The following is a 13,738-nucleotide window of genomic DNA, read 5'->3' as shown; positions in this document are numbered from 1 at the left end:
ACGATCGCGGGCACTGCCGGGAGCCTCTGGCGGTGCCCGCGACCGGTTTCGGTGCCTACCTCGGATCGAGTTCCTTGCCGAGCATCTCCACGAGGCCGTCCAGAGCCTCCTCCGAACCCTCCTCGTCGCAGGTCAGCGTGACGGCCTCGCCGTGGGCGGCGCCCATCGACATCACCGCCAGCACGCTGCTGGCGTCCACCGGCTTGTGGTCGTCGCGGGAGACCTTCACGGGTAGGCCGGTCTCGTTGACAGCCTGGACGAACAGGGCGGCGGGTCGGGCGTGCAGGCCGAGGAGGGAGCCGATGACTACGGTGCGCTCGGGCATGTCATTCCTTGGAGGGTGTCGGGCGGGGCCGGGCGGTCCGGCCCCGTGCGCGGCGGGCGGTGGTTGTGGTGCTGGTGGAGCGTGCGGCGGTCACAGCTTGTCGATTCGCCACAGGGGGTCGGGCTCGGTCACCGGGCTGACGCTGTCGGTGGCCACGTCGTCGGGCTGGGGGACGGTGGTTCCGGGCAGGGCGACGGCGGCGGTGCCCCAGGCCACGGCCTGCCGGAGGCGCTCCTGGGGGGTGTCCTCACGGGAGAGGAAGCCCGCGAGCGCGCTGTCGCCCGCGCCCACGGTACTGCGGGTGCGCACCCGGGGGCCGCGCGCCCAGAGCACGTCCTGTCCGGTGACGAGCAGCGCCCCGTGGCTGCCGAGGGTGACCAGCACGGCCTCGTTGCCCCAGGAGAGCACCTCGCGGGCGGCCTCGGTGACGGTGCCGACGGTGGGTAGTGCACGGTCGACCAGCGCGGACAGTTCCTCGTGGTTGGGCTTGAGCAGTGCGATCGAACCGGCCGAGGCGGCGGCCGCCAGCGGTGCGCCCGACGTGTCCAGGGCGAGGGGGACCCCGTAGGAGGCGGCCAGGCGGGCCACGCGTACGTAGAGGTCGTCGGGGACCCCGGCGGGCAGGCTTCCGCTGGCCACCACCCAGTCGGGGGAGTGGGAGAGCTCGTCATCCAGGGCCGCGAGCAGGGCCTCGACCTCCTCGGTGGAGAGGGCGGGCCCGGCGGCGTTCAGCTTGGTGGTGGTGCCGTCGGCCTCGGTGACGGTGACGTTCCCACGGGTCTCTCCGTCGATGGGCACGGTGACCCTGGGCAGGTCGCCGAGGAGGGTGGTGAGCTCGGCGCCGCCGCCACCGCCGACCGGGAGGACGGCCCGGGTGGGGACGCCGGCGCCGAGCAGCGCACGGGAGACGTTGACGCCCTTGCCGCCCGCCTGGGCACGGGTGGCGTGCACCCGCAGGACCTCGCCTCGTACGAGGCTGTCGACCTCCAGTGTGTGATCGACGCTCGGGTTCGGGGTGAGGGTCAGGATCATGGGTGCTCTTTTCGAGGGGTGTGACGCGCCCGGTCCGGAAGACGGCTCTGCCGTGGTGCCGTGCTGTGTTGCTTCCAACCCAGAGCTGCTTCCACGCTGCGATGGTGTGGTTCTGCCTTTGATTATGTGTGTTTGCCTGTGTGTGTCAATGGTGCTGCCCGGGTCGGGCGGTGCGCGGACGGGGCATCCGGGGGGTGGCCAAGCCATGTCCCTTCCTGTTCACGCTAGCTACATGTCGGATGATCCCCCTGTTGGCGGCCTGAGTGGGGTTGCTGGGATATTAGGTGGAGATACCCCTTGTGTGTCCCAGGCAACACCATTAAGCTCACCGAAAACCACACCGAAACACAGGTGATCCAACATGTACGCGGAAGAACGCCAGAAGGTGATCCTCGAACGCGCCCGCCACGAAGGCCGGGTCGACGTCACGGGGCTCGCCTCTGAGTTCGACGTCACCTACGAGACCATCCGTCGCGACCTCACCGCCCTTGAGCGGCACGGGGTCCTGCGCAGGGTCCACGGCGGCGCGATCCCCGTCGAGCGGCTGGGTTTCGAGCCCGCGCTCAACGTGCGTGACTCCGTCATGACCCAGGAGAAGGAGCGGATCGCCAAGGCCGCGCTCGCCGAACTTCCCGACGAGGGCGCCATCCTCCTGGACGCGGGTTCCACCACCGGCCGGCTGGCCGAACAGCTGCCCACGGACCGCGAGCTCACCGTCGTCACCAACTCGCTCTCGATAGCTCTCACACTCACTCCCCGAACCAACATCAACCTCATGCTGCTCGGTGGCCGTCTGCGCACCAGGACCCAGGCCAGCGTCGACGCCTGGGCCCTGCGCGCCCTCGCCGAGTGCTACGTGGACGTGGCCTTCATGGCCACCAACGGCGTGTCCGTCGAACGCGGTCTGACCACCCCGGACCCGGCCGAGGCCGAGGTCAAGCGGGCCATGATCGCCTCCTCCCGGCGCGCCGTCCTGCTCGCCGACCACACCAAGGTCGGCAACGACCACTTCGCCCGTTTCGCCGCTGTCGAGGACCTCGACCTGGTCATCACCGACAACGGTCTCGCAGACGGGCTCGCGGACGAACTGGAGGCGACCGGACTCTCCGTCCGGGCCGTCTAGCCAGAGCGCCCGCGCTCCACAGCCATCCCACCCCGGCCGAGGCTGACCGCCCGCCGGACCTCCCAGGAGGTTCCCCCCCATGTCCACTGAGCAAGGCAGACTCGTCTCCGTGCGATCCGGAGTCCAGCGCTTCGGCGGTTTCCTGGCGAGCATGGTGATGCCCAACATCGGCGCGTTCATCGCCTGGGGCCTCATCACCGCCCTGTTCATCCCCGACGGCTGGTGGCCCAACGAGCAGATGGCCGAGCTGGTGGGCCCGATGATCACCTTCCTGCTGCCGTTGCTGATCGGCTACACCGGCGGCTACCTCATCTACGACAAGCGCGGCGGTGTGGTCGGCGCGATCGCCACGGTCGGTGTGATCGTCTCCGCGGACATCCCGATGTTCCTCGGCGCGATGGTCGTCGGCCCGCTCGCCGCGTACCTGCTCAAGAAGTTCGACAAGCTCGTCCAGCCCCGGACCCCCAGCGGTTTCGAGATGCTGGTCAACAACTTCAGCGCCGGAATCCTCGGCGGTGTCATGGCGATCATCGGGCTCTTCGCCATCGGCCCGGTGGTGACCACCGTCGCGGGCTGGCTCGGCCGGGGCGTGCAGTTCCTCATCGACATGTCACTGCTGCCGGTGGTGTCGATCCTGGTCGAACCGGCCAAGGTCCTGTTCCTCAACAACGCCATCAACCACGGCGTCCTCGGACCGCTGGGCGTTGCCCGGGTGGCTGAGCAGGGCAAGGCCATCGAGTTCCTCATCGAGACCAGCCCCGGCCCGGGCCTGGGCATCCTGCTGGCCTGCATGCTCTTCGGCCCCAAGCTCAGCCGTGCCACCGCCCCCGGCGCGATCATCATCCACTTCTTCGGCGGCATCCACGAGATCTACTTCCCGTACATCCTCGCCCAGCCCAAGCTCATCCTCGCGGCGATCGCCGGCGGCATGTCCGGCATCACCACCTTCCTCATCTTCGACGTCGGGCTGCTGGCCACTCCGGCGCCCGGCAGCATCTTCGCCCTGATGGCCGTCGCCCCGCGCGGTGACCACCTCGGTGTCCTGGCCGGTGTCGCCGTGGGAACCATCGCCTCGTTCGTGGTGGCCTCGTTCCTCCTCGGCTTCGGCCGGGCCGAGCGCAAGGCCGAACGCGAGGCGGCCCAGGCGGCCGAGCAGGCAGGGGCCGGCAAGGGCGAGTAGCCCTCCGAACACCAGCGCAGCAGCACCACAAAGCACCGAACACCACCACTGGGCAGCAGCACAGAACCGGGAGAAGCACCCATGGCCACCATCGAAGGCTCCGACATCAAGAAGGTCGTCGTCGCCTGTGACGCCGGGATGGGCAGCAGCGTCCTGCTCACCACACAGCTCAAGAAGAGCCTGTCCCCGTACGGGGTCACCGTCGAGCACTCGCCGGTCGACCGTATCCCCGACGACGCCGACCTCGTCCTGTGCCACAGCGGCCTGGTCGACCGGGCCCGCCACCGGGTCGACGACACGGTGGTCGTGGCCTTCCAGATGTTCCTCGGCGACCCCGCCTTCACCCGCGTGGAGGCGGCGATCCGGGACGGTGGCACCCTTGCCGACTGACCTCACCCTCACCGCCGAGTCCGTGCGGCTCGGCGGCGCCGCCCGGGACCGGGCCGACGCCATCGACCAGTGCGGCGCCCTCCTCGTGGAGCTCGGTGCCGTGGAACCCGGCTACGTGACCGCCATGCACGAGCGGGAGGCCTCCATTCCCACCTTCGTGGGTGAGGGCGTGGCCATCCCGCACGGCACCGACGCCTCCCGGGCGCTGGTCAAACGGACCGCCCTGGCGGTAATCCAGTTCCCGGAGGGGGTCGACTGGGGCGGGCAGACCGTGCACGTCGCCATCGGCATCGCCGCCTCCGGAGACGAACACCTCCAGGTGCTGTCCTCGCTGGCCGGGGTGCTCACCGACCCCGAACGCGCGGCCCGCCTGCGCTCCGCCGCCGGAGTGGACGAGGTCCTCGAACTCCTCGCCCCGGCAACGGGCTGAGAAACCGCAGCCCGGTTACCAACCGCAGCCCGGTCACTACCCGAAACCCGCCACTGACCGACTCCGTCGCCCCACCGGCCGGGGCGGAGAACCCCGCCCCGGCCAAGCCCCACCAGAAAGGCCCGAACATGCTCGTCGCCCGCTTCTACGCCCCAGGTGACATCCGCCTGGAGCAGGCACCCGAGCCCACCCCCGGACCGGGGCAGCTCAAGATCGTCGTCGCCAACTGCTCCACCTGCGGCACCGACGTGAAGATCTCTCGGCACGGCCACCACCACATCCGACCGCCCCGGGTGATCGGCCACGAGATCGCGGGCCGGATCGTCGAGGCGGGCGAGGGCGTGACCGGCTGGGCCGAGGGCGACCGCGTCCAGGTCATCGCGGCCATCCCGTGTGGCAAGTGCGTCGAGTGCGCGGACGGCCGGTTCACGGTCTGCTCCAACCAGGAGTCCATGGGCTACCACTACGACGGCGGGTTCGCCGAGTACATGATCATCCCCGAGGCGGTTCTGGCCGTGGACGGGGTCAACCGGGTGCCCGACAACGTGGACCTCGCCGAGGCGTCGGTGGCCGAGCCGCTGGCCTGTGTGCTCAACGGCCAGGAGATCGCCGGGGTCGGCGAGGGAGACACCGTGGTGGTCATGGGCGCCGGTCCCATCGGCTGCCTGCACGTGCGTCTGGCCCGGGCCAAGGGCGCGGCCAAGGTGTACCTGGTGGACCTGAACCGGGGCCGACTGGACATGTCCGCCGCCCTCGTGGAGCCGGACGCCGCAATCTGCGGCGAGGAGACCGACGCGGTCGCCGAGGTCCTGCGCCTGACCGGTGACCGAGGAGCGGACCTGGTCATCACGGCCGCCGCCTCGGGCCGGGCCCAGGAGGACGCACTGAAGATGGTGGCGCGCAGCGGCCGGATCAGCTTCTTCGGCGGACTGCCCAAGGACGCGCCGATCATCCAGCTGGACGCCAACGTCGTGCACTACAAGGAGATCTCCATCTTCGGCGCGAACGGCTCCAGCCCGGCACACAACAAGCGCGCCCTCGAACTCATCTCCACCGGCGAGGTCCCGGTCGCGGATCTCATCACCGAGCGGATGTCCCTGTCCGACGTGCACAAGGCGATCGAGACCGTCGCCTCGGGCACCGCCGTCAAGGTGACCATCCAGCCCTGACCGAACGGCCCGCGGGTGCCACCCGGACCGGTTATCCACAGATTCGGAATCCGGTCTGGCGCCCCGGGCCGTTTCCGGGTTGTCTTGACCTATTGGGGGACTCAAGGTCCCGCCAGTACCGCCATGCCCACCACCAACCCGGCCCCACCCCGACCGACCGCAGCACCCCCAGCCGTCACAGGAGAGCACTCATGGAGCAGACGGAATCCGCCCCGAACCCCACCGCGCCTGTGCTGAAGGGCATCGCGGCCGGTCCCGGCGGGGCCGTCGCCCCGGTCGCTCGGATGGCGGCCCCGCCCTCGCTCCCCGAACGTGAGCCCGAGGTCGCCGACACGGTCGAGGAGCAGTCGGTCGCCCGTGAGGCGCTGGTCAGTGTGGCCGCGGATCTGGAGGGGCGGGCCGCCGAACTGGACGGCGAAGCGGCGGCGGTGCTCAACGCCCAAGCACTCATGGCCCGCGATCCCGAACTGCGGCGTCAGGTGGAGGAGGAGGTTCAGAACGGCCGCGCCGCCGCCTGGGCGGTGCGGGACGCCTGCGGCCGGTACCAGGATCTGCTCCTGGCCGCCGGCGGCTACCTGGCCGAGCGCGCGGCCGACCTCGGCGACATCCGTGACCGCGCCGTCGCGGTGCTCCTGGGACTGCCGATGCCCGGACTGCCCGACCCTGGCCACCCGCACGTGCTGGTCGCCGAGGATCTGGCGCCCGCCGACACCGTCCGGCTCGACACCTCCCAGGTCCTGGCCATCGTCACCCGCCTGGGCGGTCCCACCAGCCACACCGTGATCCTGGCCCGCTCACTCGGCCTGCCCGCCGTGGTGGGTTGCGTGGGTGCCGGCACCTTGACCGACGGCACCACCGTCGCGGTGGACGGCGACGCGGGCACCGTCGAGGTCGACCCCGCCCCCGAGGTCGCCGAACAGGTCCGCCGACGTGTCGAACGCCGCCGGGCCGTGCTCTCCGCCGCCTCCGGACCGGGCCGCACCTCCGACGGGGTCCCTGTGTCCCTGCTGCTCAACGCCGGTGAGGGTGACCCCGACGAGGCCGCCGCCCACGACAGCGAGGGCATCGGCCTGCTGCGCACCGAGTTCCTCTTCCTGGAGCGGGCGGAGCCGCCCACCATCGCCGAGCAGACCGAGGCCTACACCCGCCTGTTCCGGGCCTTCACCGGCCGAACCGTCACCGTGCGCACCCTTGACGCGGGGTCGGACAAGCCCCTGGCCTTCGCCGAGACCGGCCCGGAGGACAACCCGGCCCTCGGTGTTCGGGGCTTTCGCACCGCGCGTGTGCACCCGACCCTGCTCTCCGACCAGCTCACCGCCATCGCGGCGGCCGCCCGCGAGCCCGACCACCAGGCCAAGGTCCGGGTGATGGCGCCGATGGTCTCGACACCCGCCGAAGCCGAAGAGTTCGCATCCCTGGCACGCACCGCCGGACTGGGCACCACCGCCGAGATCGGCGTCATGGTGGAGGTCCCGGCCGCCGCCCTGCTCGCCGACCGGCTGCTGAACCACGTGGACTTCGTGTCCATCGGCACCAACGACCTCGCCCAGTACACGATGGCCACAGACCGTACCCTGGGGGCGCTGCCCGACCTGCTCGACCCCTGGCAGCCCGCCCTGCTGAGCCTGATCGACAGCGTCGGCGACGCCGGTAGAAGGGCCGACCGATCCGTCGGTGTCTGTGGGGAGGCCGCCGCTGATCCCCTGCTCGCCCTGGTCCTCGTCGGCCTGGGCGTCACCAGCCTCTCCACGGCCTCACCGGCGCTCCCCGCCGTGCGCTTCGCCCTCGCCCACCACTCCAAAGCCGAGTGCCGTGGCCTGGCCGAGCTCGCCCTGGCCGCCGACAGCCCAGAGCGCTCACGCGAGATCGTCCGCCGAGCCGCCCACCCCGAGGTCACCAACCTCTGACGGTCTCGGCCCCACTGCTGCGCCCCGGAATCAGAGAAAAACGTCCCGAACTCCTGACCAGTTACGGCTAGTAGAGCCCACTTCCCGCCCAGGACAGCCCAGGGCGAAGTGTCCAGGAACTGAGAAGGGGCCCCTCACTGAACGAGGGGCCCCTTTCCCGTGTGTGGCTACGGGCGCATGGTGGACAGCAGCGCTGCCCACTCCTGGGAGGTAAAGGACAGATGACCGGCCTGCCGGTTCTGGGTGTCGCGAACGGCAGCACCAGTAGGCAGCTCGGCGACCTCGACGCAGTTACCGTTGCCGCCGCTGTACGAGGACTTGTGGTACTTCGGGTCGGTGCTCATGAGGGAAGATCCTCCAACATCTGTGAAATCAGGGCCCGAGAACCGGGCCCGCTCAGCGCGGCCTTGCGCAGGTGCTCAGCCACCCGGCGGTAACTTGTGACGTCGCCTGGGTCGTCCATGAAGATATCGGCGGTTGGCCCCTCGATATACACAGATGCCAAACCAGCGTCGGATACGTCTATCAGCGTAAACGCACTGATCTCCATGGCCGCGTGCGCGCCGGTGTCGTGCGGCAGCACTTGAAGCGTGAACATGTCCTCTTCCTCAGACAAGCTCAGGACTTGCTTCAACTGTTCGCGCATCACCTCGGGCCCACCCACTCTGGACCGGAGCGCGCTCTCCGCGATGATTGCCCACAGATGAGGTGTTCTCCGAGTGCGCCACTCTTCTTGTCGGCGCAGGCGGACGGCGACGCGGTCGGCGACCTCTTCTGCTCGCACTCGCTCCGGTGCGCTCACTGCCCTGATCACCGCGCGAGCGTAGTCCTCGGTCTGGAGAAGGCCGGGGATGATCTGGGATTCGTACTCGGCCATCTCGCTGGCAGCCGCTTCAAGCCCAATGAAGGTTCCGTAGGGCCGTCCGATATCGCGCCCCTGCCACCATCCGGGGGTGCGGGCGATGCCTCGGAGGTCCATGAGGCGAGCGGTTTCCTCTTCGGTCACTTCATAGTGCGCCAAGAGTCTCTCGAGGCTGTGCACACCTGGGACTTGGCCGTCGGCCTTCCCTGACTCCCAACGTGCCAGTGATGAGCCTTGGGATCGGATCGCTTTGGCCACGCCGGTGAAGGACCTATCACCACGGAGACGGCGCAACTCTCGGGCCAAAACCCACCGCGCCACCGTGGGCGGTGGCTTTTCCTTGCTGCTCATGCCCCCAGGATGCCACAAGGGGATGAAACGGACTTGCGTAACAGAGTAGCTTCATCAAGTTGTGTAAGCCACTTGCTTTTTTTGTAGGCGCGGTGGAAACTGAAATCTCCGCAAACCGGGGAGTGGTTGACCCGATTGCTGGTCTCCCTCGCGATGCGGCAAGAAGAGCCCCGCGACGCTGGCACGTCCGGGGCCTGGCCAACGCTGCTTTGGAGCGCTGACATGACCGACTTTATCCCCTGGCCCCATTCGAGGATCAACGACGCGTGGAGCACCCTTCCCGCCGGGCTCCGCTGTCGTCCCCGTCGGGCCGGACGTATCCGGGCCTATGCCCCGGTTCCCCGGGCCCTGATCCTGGGGCAGCCCTTGTGCTCACCTCGACCGCCACGGGTCCCGGCGCCCCGGCGGCCGTTGGACTCCGCACCTCTCCAGATTCTTCAGCTGCTCCTGGCGGGGCTGCGTCGGCTGGGGGTGACGGTCTGATGCGCGACATCTACTCCAGGGACCTGCTCACCGTCATCGACGAAGCCCTTCAGCCACCCGCGCACCTGACCGCTTCCCAGAGGGCCGAGTGGCACTCCCACACCCTGCGCAACCGGCTACCCCTGATCAGGGAAGCGCTGCGCATCGCCCACGAGGAGGCTGACACCGAGCTGGCTACCGAGCTCGTCGATCAGGCCATGTTCAAGCACCCCAACCCGCCCGGCGCGATCCGAGTAGTCGGCGGTGACGGGGCGAGCCTGCCCACGCCCGCACAGCAACCCTCGCCCGCCGAGGGGGAGTTGCCCATCCCCGAGCACATCCTGTGCCCGTTGCTCTACCTGAACTGGAACCTGACCATCGAGGGTCAGCCGCCCCACGAGGTCTATGTGGCTCGGCGCCCCTTTGACTGGACGGGCGAGGGCGACCGCTGGGAGCGTGTCACCGCGCCCACCCGCCACGAACTCCTGCGCCTGCTCGGCTACCGGCTCCTGGGAACCAACCCGCCTGCCAACTGAGTCCGGCTCACCCTCACAACCCCGCGCGCCCGCTGTGGCACCGGTCCCCAAGGCCCGGCGGGCGCGCGGCCCACCCCCATGACTCGGGTGCGATGGACAACCAAACGCCTTGCTCAGACCGCAACGGCCACGACTACATCCCGGACCAGCCACCCGTGAAGCGCGGCAACACGGCCACCGCAACCTGCCGCTACTGCGGGCACACGATCACCGCCACACGCTGAACCCTCCAGGCCTTCAGCACTCATAAGAAAGCTCTGGCGGGTGCGACAACACCCCCAGAGCAGGCCGACAACCAAACCCGATTGCAACAGGAAGCGAGTTGCCGACATGGCCATTGTGTCAAACATCCACACCCCCACACCCCCGTTCGCGGGACGTCGCTGGCCCTCCCGCCTCTACCCCGGCGACCTGGCCCAGACCCGCTGGGTGCGCGCGGACCTGACCGCCGACCTGCACCGCCTGGTCGGACTGCCTGCCGAGACCAGCGAGAACATCGTCCTGTGCGCCAGCGAGATGTTTTCGAACGCGGTCGATCACAGCCTCTCGGGGGAAGACGTCGAGGGCCGGGTCATCCGCACCCTGCACATGCCCACCGCCTCCACCCTCCAGGTCGCGATCATCGACGACGGCCAGCGCACCGACCACGCCGAGTTCCAGGCTCCGCAAACCCCGCAGCACACCATCGAGGAGTGGGAGCAGGCCGAACGCGGCCGAGGCCTGCTGCTGATCGGGCACCTCGCCGACCGGTGGGGTACCCGCTCGGTGCTGGACTTCCCCTTCTGCCAAGGGCTGGGCACCGTGACCTGGGCCGAGTTCACCCTCCCCGAGGCCGCTCTCCCCGAGGCGGCCCGGTGAGCGGTCCGCACCATGTGAGTCCCGAGGTACGCCAACGCCTGTCCGCGCCCCGGGGCCACCGCTTCTCCCGCCCTGGCGCCAACCGCCGCTTGGTGGCTCCGCCCGAGTCGCACCAGGACCGCCAGGAACGGCTACTGCGCCAGATGGAAGGTGATCCCCACCTGGCCTACCGGCTCCAGCACCACGCTGTGCCGCACTGGGCGAAGGTCACCCGCCGACGCCGCGAACAGGTCAAGCGGGAACCCCGTCGACCAGACCCGCCCCTGCCCAGTCCCAACCGGGGCCGCCACCGTGCTCCACGTCGGTGGTGGTCCTGGCCCGCCGTGGCCATCAGCGCCGCGTTGTTGTTCGTCCACTCCCAAATTGAATCGCTCGGCGAAACCATTTTCCAGGCCGGGTTCCCGCTCTAACCACCGCAGCTACAGCGCAGCGTTCAAGTAAAGGGGATGGGCCCGGCGTACATGGCGGGCCCATCCCCGCGTGCGAGGGGAGCAGCCTCGGTGACCTACTCGTTCAGTGGGCCAAGAAACCAGTATCTGTAAGTTGCTGACACTTGGACAGCGAAGACAAATCACCCATTAATATTCACCCTCCGAATCGGTTATAGGGGGGTGGCGTGGGGAGGCAGTGCCTCCGGTGGGGGAGCGGTATCCGGCGATGCTTCCGGGGCGGCTGTTCCACCAGGCGAGGAGGTCACCGAGGCGGAACTTCGCTCGGGTGTGCGGGGGGAGTCGGTTGGGGCGGTAGCCCTCGATGGTGTCGGGCAGGGCGTCGGGGGTCTTGCGTTTGTACTGGGAGACGGTGCTGCGGTTGACGCCGATGAGGGTGGCGAAGCGGCCGAGGGTGACCTCGCTGTTGGGGTCGTGGCCGGGAAGCTCTGCGGGTTTGTTGCGTCGGGGTTCGAAGGGGGCGAGTTTGGCGGGGTCGTAGAGGCCGACTTGGACGCTGCCGCGTGTGATGGGGGGTCGGTTGTTCCACCAGGTGAGGAGGTCGCCGAGGCGGTAGTGGTGGGTGGGGCGGCCTCGGGTGGGGCGGGGCGGGTTCGTTAGGGGAGAGGGTAGGAGGTTGGGGTCCTTGTCGCGGGTCTGGGTGATCAGGTGGGCGGAGACGTCGAGGATGCGCGCGAATCCGTTGAGGGTGACTGCGGTGTCGGGGTCGTGGTCGGGGAGGTCGATGGGGGTGGGGTGTTGGTAGCGGATGAGGGTGCGGGTGGTTTCGGGTTCGGGGAAGTTCTCGTTTTGGTAGGGAAGTTGGCGTAGGGCGTAGCTTTCGCTGAAGCCGTGTTGTTGGGCCCATTCGGTGAGGGTGACCAGGTGGGTGGGCTCGGTCGGTTTTGCCATGTGGGTTCCCGTAATCGGGGTGGGGCCGGGTAGAGCGGTGGGGTCTCCTGGCCTGCTATGTGTGTGGGTGGGTGGCTTCTGCTGGGCGGCCTGGGGTACCACCCCGTTTTCGGGGCCCCGTCAAGGGGACTCGGGCCGCTCTCTTTTGCTTTCTCCCAGTACTTCTCACTTTATTCCTTTGTGGGTTGGCACTGCTGTGTCTGGCGCCACGGGCGCTGTCGGGGCGTACACGTGGCTAGGCGTTGGGCGTTGCTCCTCTTAGGGAGGAGCTAGCGCCGGAGCGGCAGGCGGGCGTGCTCTTGTTGATAGCTCCGGCGGGTACGTGTCGGGATCGCCAACGTTGCCCCGGGGTTCGTGCCTTTGGGGATGAAGGGGTCGGCCCCAGAGGGGTGGGTCGGGTCGCTTCGGTGTGGGTCGCGGCGGCCCGCACCCCGCGTCGCGCGGAGCATCCCTTCCGGAACCATGGCCCGACCTGCACAGGAGCACACGGTCGTCAGATCGTCACCGTCGGACACCCGGAACTGAATCCGGATCCTTCGCGTCACAGCAAACGACCGATTCCCCCGACACAACACTTCCCCCAATGCAACGCCTCCCCCTGCCCTGGGGAAGCGGGCTCCCCGCACTTCTCCTGGAAGACATCACCATGAACCTTGACCTCAACCCCGGCTCCCCGCGCTGCACCCTCCTGGCACGGGCGGCCGCCGGTGCCGCCTCCCTGACTCTCGCAGCGGCCCTGACCTCGTGTTCCTTCCAGCTCGGCGACCTTGAGCCTGTCGGCGGGGACACGCCCGCGCCAGTGGACTCCGCAGAGGAACCGGAGACCGACACCGACGAGCAGTCCGAGGAGGACGGAATCGCCGAGGACGAGCCCGAGGAGACCGTCGCCGACGGCACCCAGGATGAGCTCCCCATGGACCCCGCCGAGGCCGTGACCTGGGCCGGTGACAACTACTGGCTCAGCGGCTCCGGTGACGCGTTCTACCGGTTGGACTGGACGCTGACGGACAGTACGACCCTGCAGCTCACCCACTCCGGCAGCGCCAACTTCATCATCGTGACCTACGGCGCGGACGGAACCCGTTACGCGAGCATGGTCAACGAGATCGGCGACTACGAAGGCAGCACCAGGATGAGCGACCTGCCGCTGCTCGACGGCCCCGAAGCGGTCGAGTTCATCCACATCAAGGCCGACGGGGCCTGGACCATCGGTCGTTGATCCGGCACGGTCCCGCTTGCTGCGGTGTCGGCCCGTGCACCATGGGCTGACACCGGAGCTCTCGCCGCAGCCGCCGGTGCGCCCGTTCGGGAGGGCGGTCGATCCGCCCGGCAGCGGCAGCCCCCGATGCGACGGCGGTTGGCGGCTACCGGGAAACGGGGGAGGAGTGGTCGGAGCCCAAGCTCAACTACCTCGGCCTTCGGCCGGAGCACCCCCAGCCCCGCGAGGACCGGGCCGCGTGTCGCGGCCGGTCAATCGTGCCATCGGACACCCGGCGGTGAGGATGGGGTTCAGCGTTGTGGTGTCGGCCCTGGGCAAGCCAGGGTGTCCGTAACCCGCGTCTGGTGCTGTCCGCTGCTTCCGAAACCACTCCATCCCCGGTGATCTTGCTACCAGAAGCAAGTTCGGCGCCGATTTCGCTTCTGGTAGCAAGATCATCTTTGAAAAAGGGGCCGAAACCGTGCCCGGGGGCCTGGCGGGTTGCTCGTGGTGTTCACCGGCAGGGGTGACCGGCCGCGATACGCGACCCCGTCCCCACAGGCCGGAGGATCCCG

The 13,738-nt window shown here is 69.0% G+C and carries 15 protein-coding genes; 10 read left to right on the top strand and 5 right to left on the bottom strand.

Going from position 1 to position 13,738, the window contains the following annotated elements:
* Positions 1–55: 55 nt before the first annotated feature.
* The gene (locus tag D457_RS0113750) at positions 56–325 is read right to left on the bottom strand and encodes an HPr family phosphocarrier protein (RefSeq protein ID WP_017581245.1); all 270 of its coding nucleotides are present in this window, start codon (positions 323–325) and stop codon (positions 56–58) included.
* 90 nt (positions 326–415) lie between these two features.
* Positions 416–1,357 carry a 1-phosphofructokinase gene (pfkB, locus tag D457_RS0113745; protein WP_017581244.1) on the bottom strand — a complete coding sequence of 314 codons (942 nt, stop codon included), beginning with the start codon at positions 1,355–1,357 and terminating at the stop codon, positions 416–418.
* Positions 1,358–1,718: 361 nt separating this feature from the next.
* On the opposite strand from pfkB, the gene D457_RS0113740 reads away from it, so the two are divergent.
* The 6 genes from D457_RS0113740 (at position 1,719) to ptsP (ending at position 7,556) form a co-directional block, all read left to right on the top strand.
* The gene (locus D457_RS0113740) at positions 1,719–2,480 is read left to right on the top strand and encodes a DeoR/GlpR family DNA-binding transcription regulator (RefSeq protein ID WP_017581243.1); all 762 of its coding nucleotides are present in this window, start codon (positions 1,719–1,721) and stop codon (positions 2,478–2,480) included.
* Between the two features lie 79 nt (positions 2,481–2,559).
* Positions 2,560–3,660 carry a PTS mannitol transporter subunit IICB gene (mtlA, locus tag D457_RS0113735; RefSeq protein ID WP_017581242.1) on the top strand — a complete coding sequence of 367 codons (1,101 nt, stop codon included), beginning with the start codon at positions 2,560–2,562 and terminating at the stop codon, positions 3,658–3,660.
* A gap of 81 nt (positions 3,661–3,741) precedes the next feature.
* A complete protein-coding gene (locus tag D457_RS37030) occupies positions 3,742–4,050 on the top strand; it encodes a PTS lactose transporter subunit IIB (RefSeq protein WP_017581241.1) in 309 nt (102 codons plus the stop codon).
* On the top strand, positions 4,040–4,480 hold the full coding sequence (locus D457_RS0113725; RefSeq protein WP_017581240.1) for a PTS sugar transporter subunit IIA: 441 nt from the start codon (positions 4,040–4,042) through the stop codon (positions 4,478–4,480). The genes D457_RS37030 and D457_RS0113725 overlap by 11 nt, the downstream gene beginning before the upstream one ends.
* A gap of 128 nt (positions 4,481–4,608) precedes the next feature.
* Positions 4,609–5,649, top strand: coding sequence for a zinc-dependent dehydrogenase (locus D457_RS0113720; RefSeq protein WP_017581239.1), 1,041 nt, complete (start codon positions 4,609–4,611; stop codon positions 5,647–5,649).
* Positions 5,650–5,840: 191 nt separating this feature from the next.
* The gene (gene ptsP, locus D457_RS0113715; protein ID WP_017581238.1) at positions 5,841–7,556 is read left to right on the top strand and encodes a phosphoenolpyruvate--protein phosphotransferase; all 1,716 of its coding nucleotides are present in this window, start codon (positions 5,841–5,843) and stop codon (positions 7,554–7,556) included.
* A gap of 167 nt (positions 7,557–7,723) precedes the next feature.
* Here ptsP and D457_RS34740 read toward each other — a convergent pair whose 3' ends face one another.
* Positions 7,724–7,900: a DUF397 domain-containing protein gene (locus D457_RS34740; RefSeq protein ID WP_017581237.1), complete on the bottom strand. Its 177-nt coding sequence runs from the start codon at positions 7,898–7,900 to the stop codon at positions 7,724–7,726.
* Positions 7,897–8,769 carry a helix-turn-helix domain-containing protein gene (locus tag D457_RS0113705; RefSeq protein ID WP_026116626.1) on the bottom strand — a complete coding sequence of 291 codons (873 nt, stop codon included), beginning with the start codon at positions 8,767–8,769 and terminating at the stop codon, positions 7,897–7,899. The genes D457_RS34740 and D457_RS0113705 overlap by 4 nt, the downstream gene beginning before the upstream one ends.
* A gap of 482 nt (positions 8,770–9,251) precedes the next feature.
* Between D457_RS0113705 and D457_RS0113700 the strand changes: the two genes are divergently transcribed.
* The 3 genes from D457_RS0113700 to D457_RS37025 all read left to right on the top strand — a co-directional run bounded on the left by D457_RS0113700 (position 9,252) and on the right by D457_RS37025 (position 11,035).
* A complete protein-coding gene (locus D457_RS0113700; protein WP_017581235.1) occupies positions 9,252–9,767 on the top strand; it encodes a hypothetical protein in 516 nt (171 codons plus the stop codon).
* Between the two features lie 330 nt (positions 9,768–10,097).
* Positions 10,098–10,625, top strand: coding sequence for an ATP-binding protein (locus D457_RS0113695; protein WP_017581234.1), 528 nt, complete (start codon positions 10,098–10,100; stop codon positions 10,623–10,625).
* Positions 10,622–11,035 carry a hypothetical protein gene (locus D457_RS37025; RefSeq protein ID WP_239646097.1) on the top strand — a complete coding sequence of 138 codons (414 nt, stop codon included), beginning with the start codon at positions 10,622–10,624 and terminating at the stop codon, positions 11,033–11,035. Before D457_RS0113695 ends, D457_RS37025 begins: the two co-directional genes overlap by 4 nt.
* A gap of 168 nt (positions 11,036–11,203) precedes the next feature.
* On the opposite strand, the gene D457_RS0113680 is transcribed toward D457_RS37025, so the two are convergent.
* Entirely contained in the window at positions 11,204–11,965 is a 762-nt protein-coding gene (locus D457_RS0113680; RefSeq protein ID WP_017581232.1) for a hypothetical protein, read from the bottom strand.
* A 583-nt stretch (positions 11,966–12,548) separates the two neighbouring features.
* On the opposite strand from D457_RS0113680, the gene D457_RS0113675 reads away from it, so the two are divergent.
* A complete protein-coding gene (locus D457_RS0113675; protein WP_239646096.1) occupies positions 12,549–13,184 on the top strand; it encodes a hypothetical protein in 636 nt (211 codons plus the stop codon).
* The last annotated feature ends 554 nt before the right edge of the window (positions 13,185–13,738 follow it).

This window comes from Nocardiopsis valliformis DSM 45023, assembly GCF_000340985.1.
Taxonomy (GTDB): Bacteria; Actinomycetota; Actinomycetes; order Streptosporangiales; family Streptosporangiaceae; genus Nocardiopsis; species Nocardiopsis exhalans.
The sequence above is the reverse complement of the archived record's forward strand: the minus strand, read 5'-3'. Positions and strand labels throughout refer to the sequence as shown.

Coding starts and splice junctions, on each gene's coding strand:
- D457_RS0113750 (WP_017581245.1), bottom strand. CDS start 325: ATGCCCGAGCGCACCGTAGTCATCGGCTCCCTCCTCGGCCTGCACGCC.
- pfkB (WP_017581244.1), bottom strand. CDS start 1,357: ATGATCCTGACCCTCACCCCGAACCCGAGCGTCGATCACACACTGGAG.
- D457_RS0113740 (WP_017581243.1), top strand. CDS start 1,719: ATGTACGCGGAAGAACGCCAGAAGGTGATCCTCGAACGCGCCCGCCAC.
- mtlA (WP_017581242.1), top strand. CDS start 2,560: ATGTCCACTGAGCAAGGCAGACTCGTCTCCGTGCGATCCGGAGTCCAG.
- D457_RS37030 (WP_017581241.1), top strand. CDS start 3,742: ATGGCCACCATCGAAGGCTCCGACATCAAGAAGGTCGTCGTCGCCTGT.
- D457_RS0113720 (WP_017581239.1), top strand. CDS start 4,609: ATGCTCGTCGCCCGCTTCTACGCCCCAGGTGACATCCGCCTGGAGCAG.
- ptsP (WP_017581238.1), top strand. CDS start 5,841: ATGGAGCAGACGGAATCCGCCCCGAACCCCACCGCGCCTGTGCTGAAG.
- D457_RS34740 (WP_017581237.1), bottom strand. CDS start 7,900: ATGAGCACCGACCCGAAGTACCACAAGTCCTCGTACAGCGGCGGCAAC.
- D457_RS0113705 (WP_026116626.1), bottom strand. CDS start 8,769: ATGAGCAGCAAGGAAAAGCCACCGCCCACGGTGGCGCGGTGGGTTTTG.
- D457_RS0113700 (WP_017581235.1), top strand. CDS start 9,252: ATGCGCGACATCTACTCCAGGGACCTGCTCACCGTCATCGACGAAGCC.
- D457_RS0113695 (WP_017581234.1), top strand. CDS start 10,098: ATGGCCATTGTGTCAAACATCCACACCCCCACACCCCCGTTCGCGGGA.
- D457_RS0113680 (WP_017581232.1), bottom strand. CDS start 11,965: ATGGCAAAACCGACCGAGCCCACCCACCTGGTCACCCTCACCGAATGG.
- D457_RS0113675 (WP_239646096.1), top strand. CDS start 12,549: ATGCAACGCCTCCCCCTGCCCTGGGGAAGCGGGCTCCCCGCACTTCTC.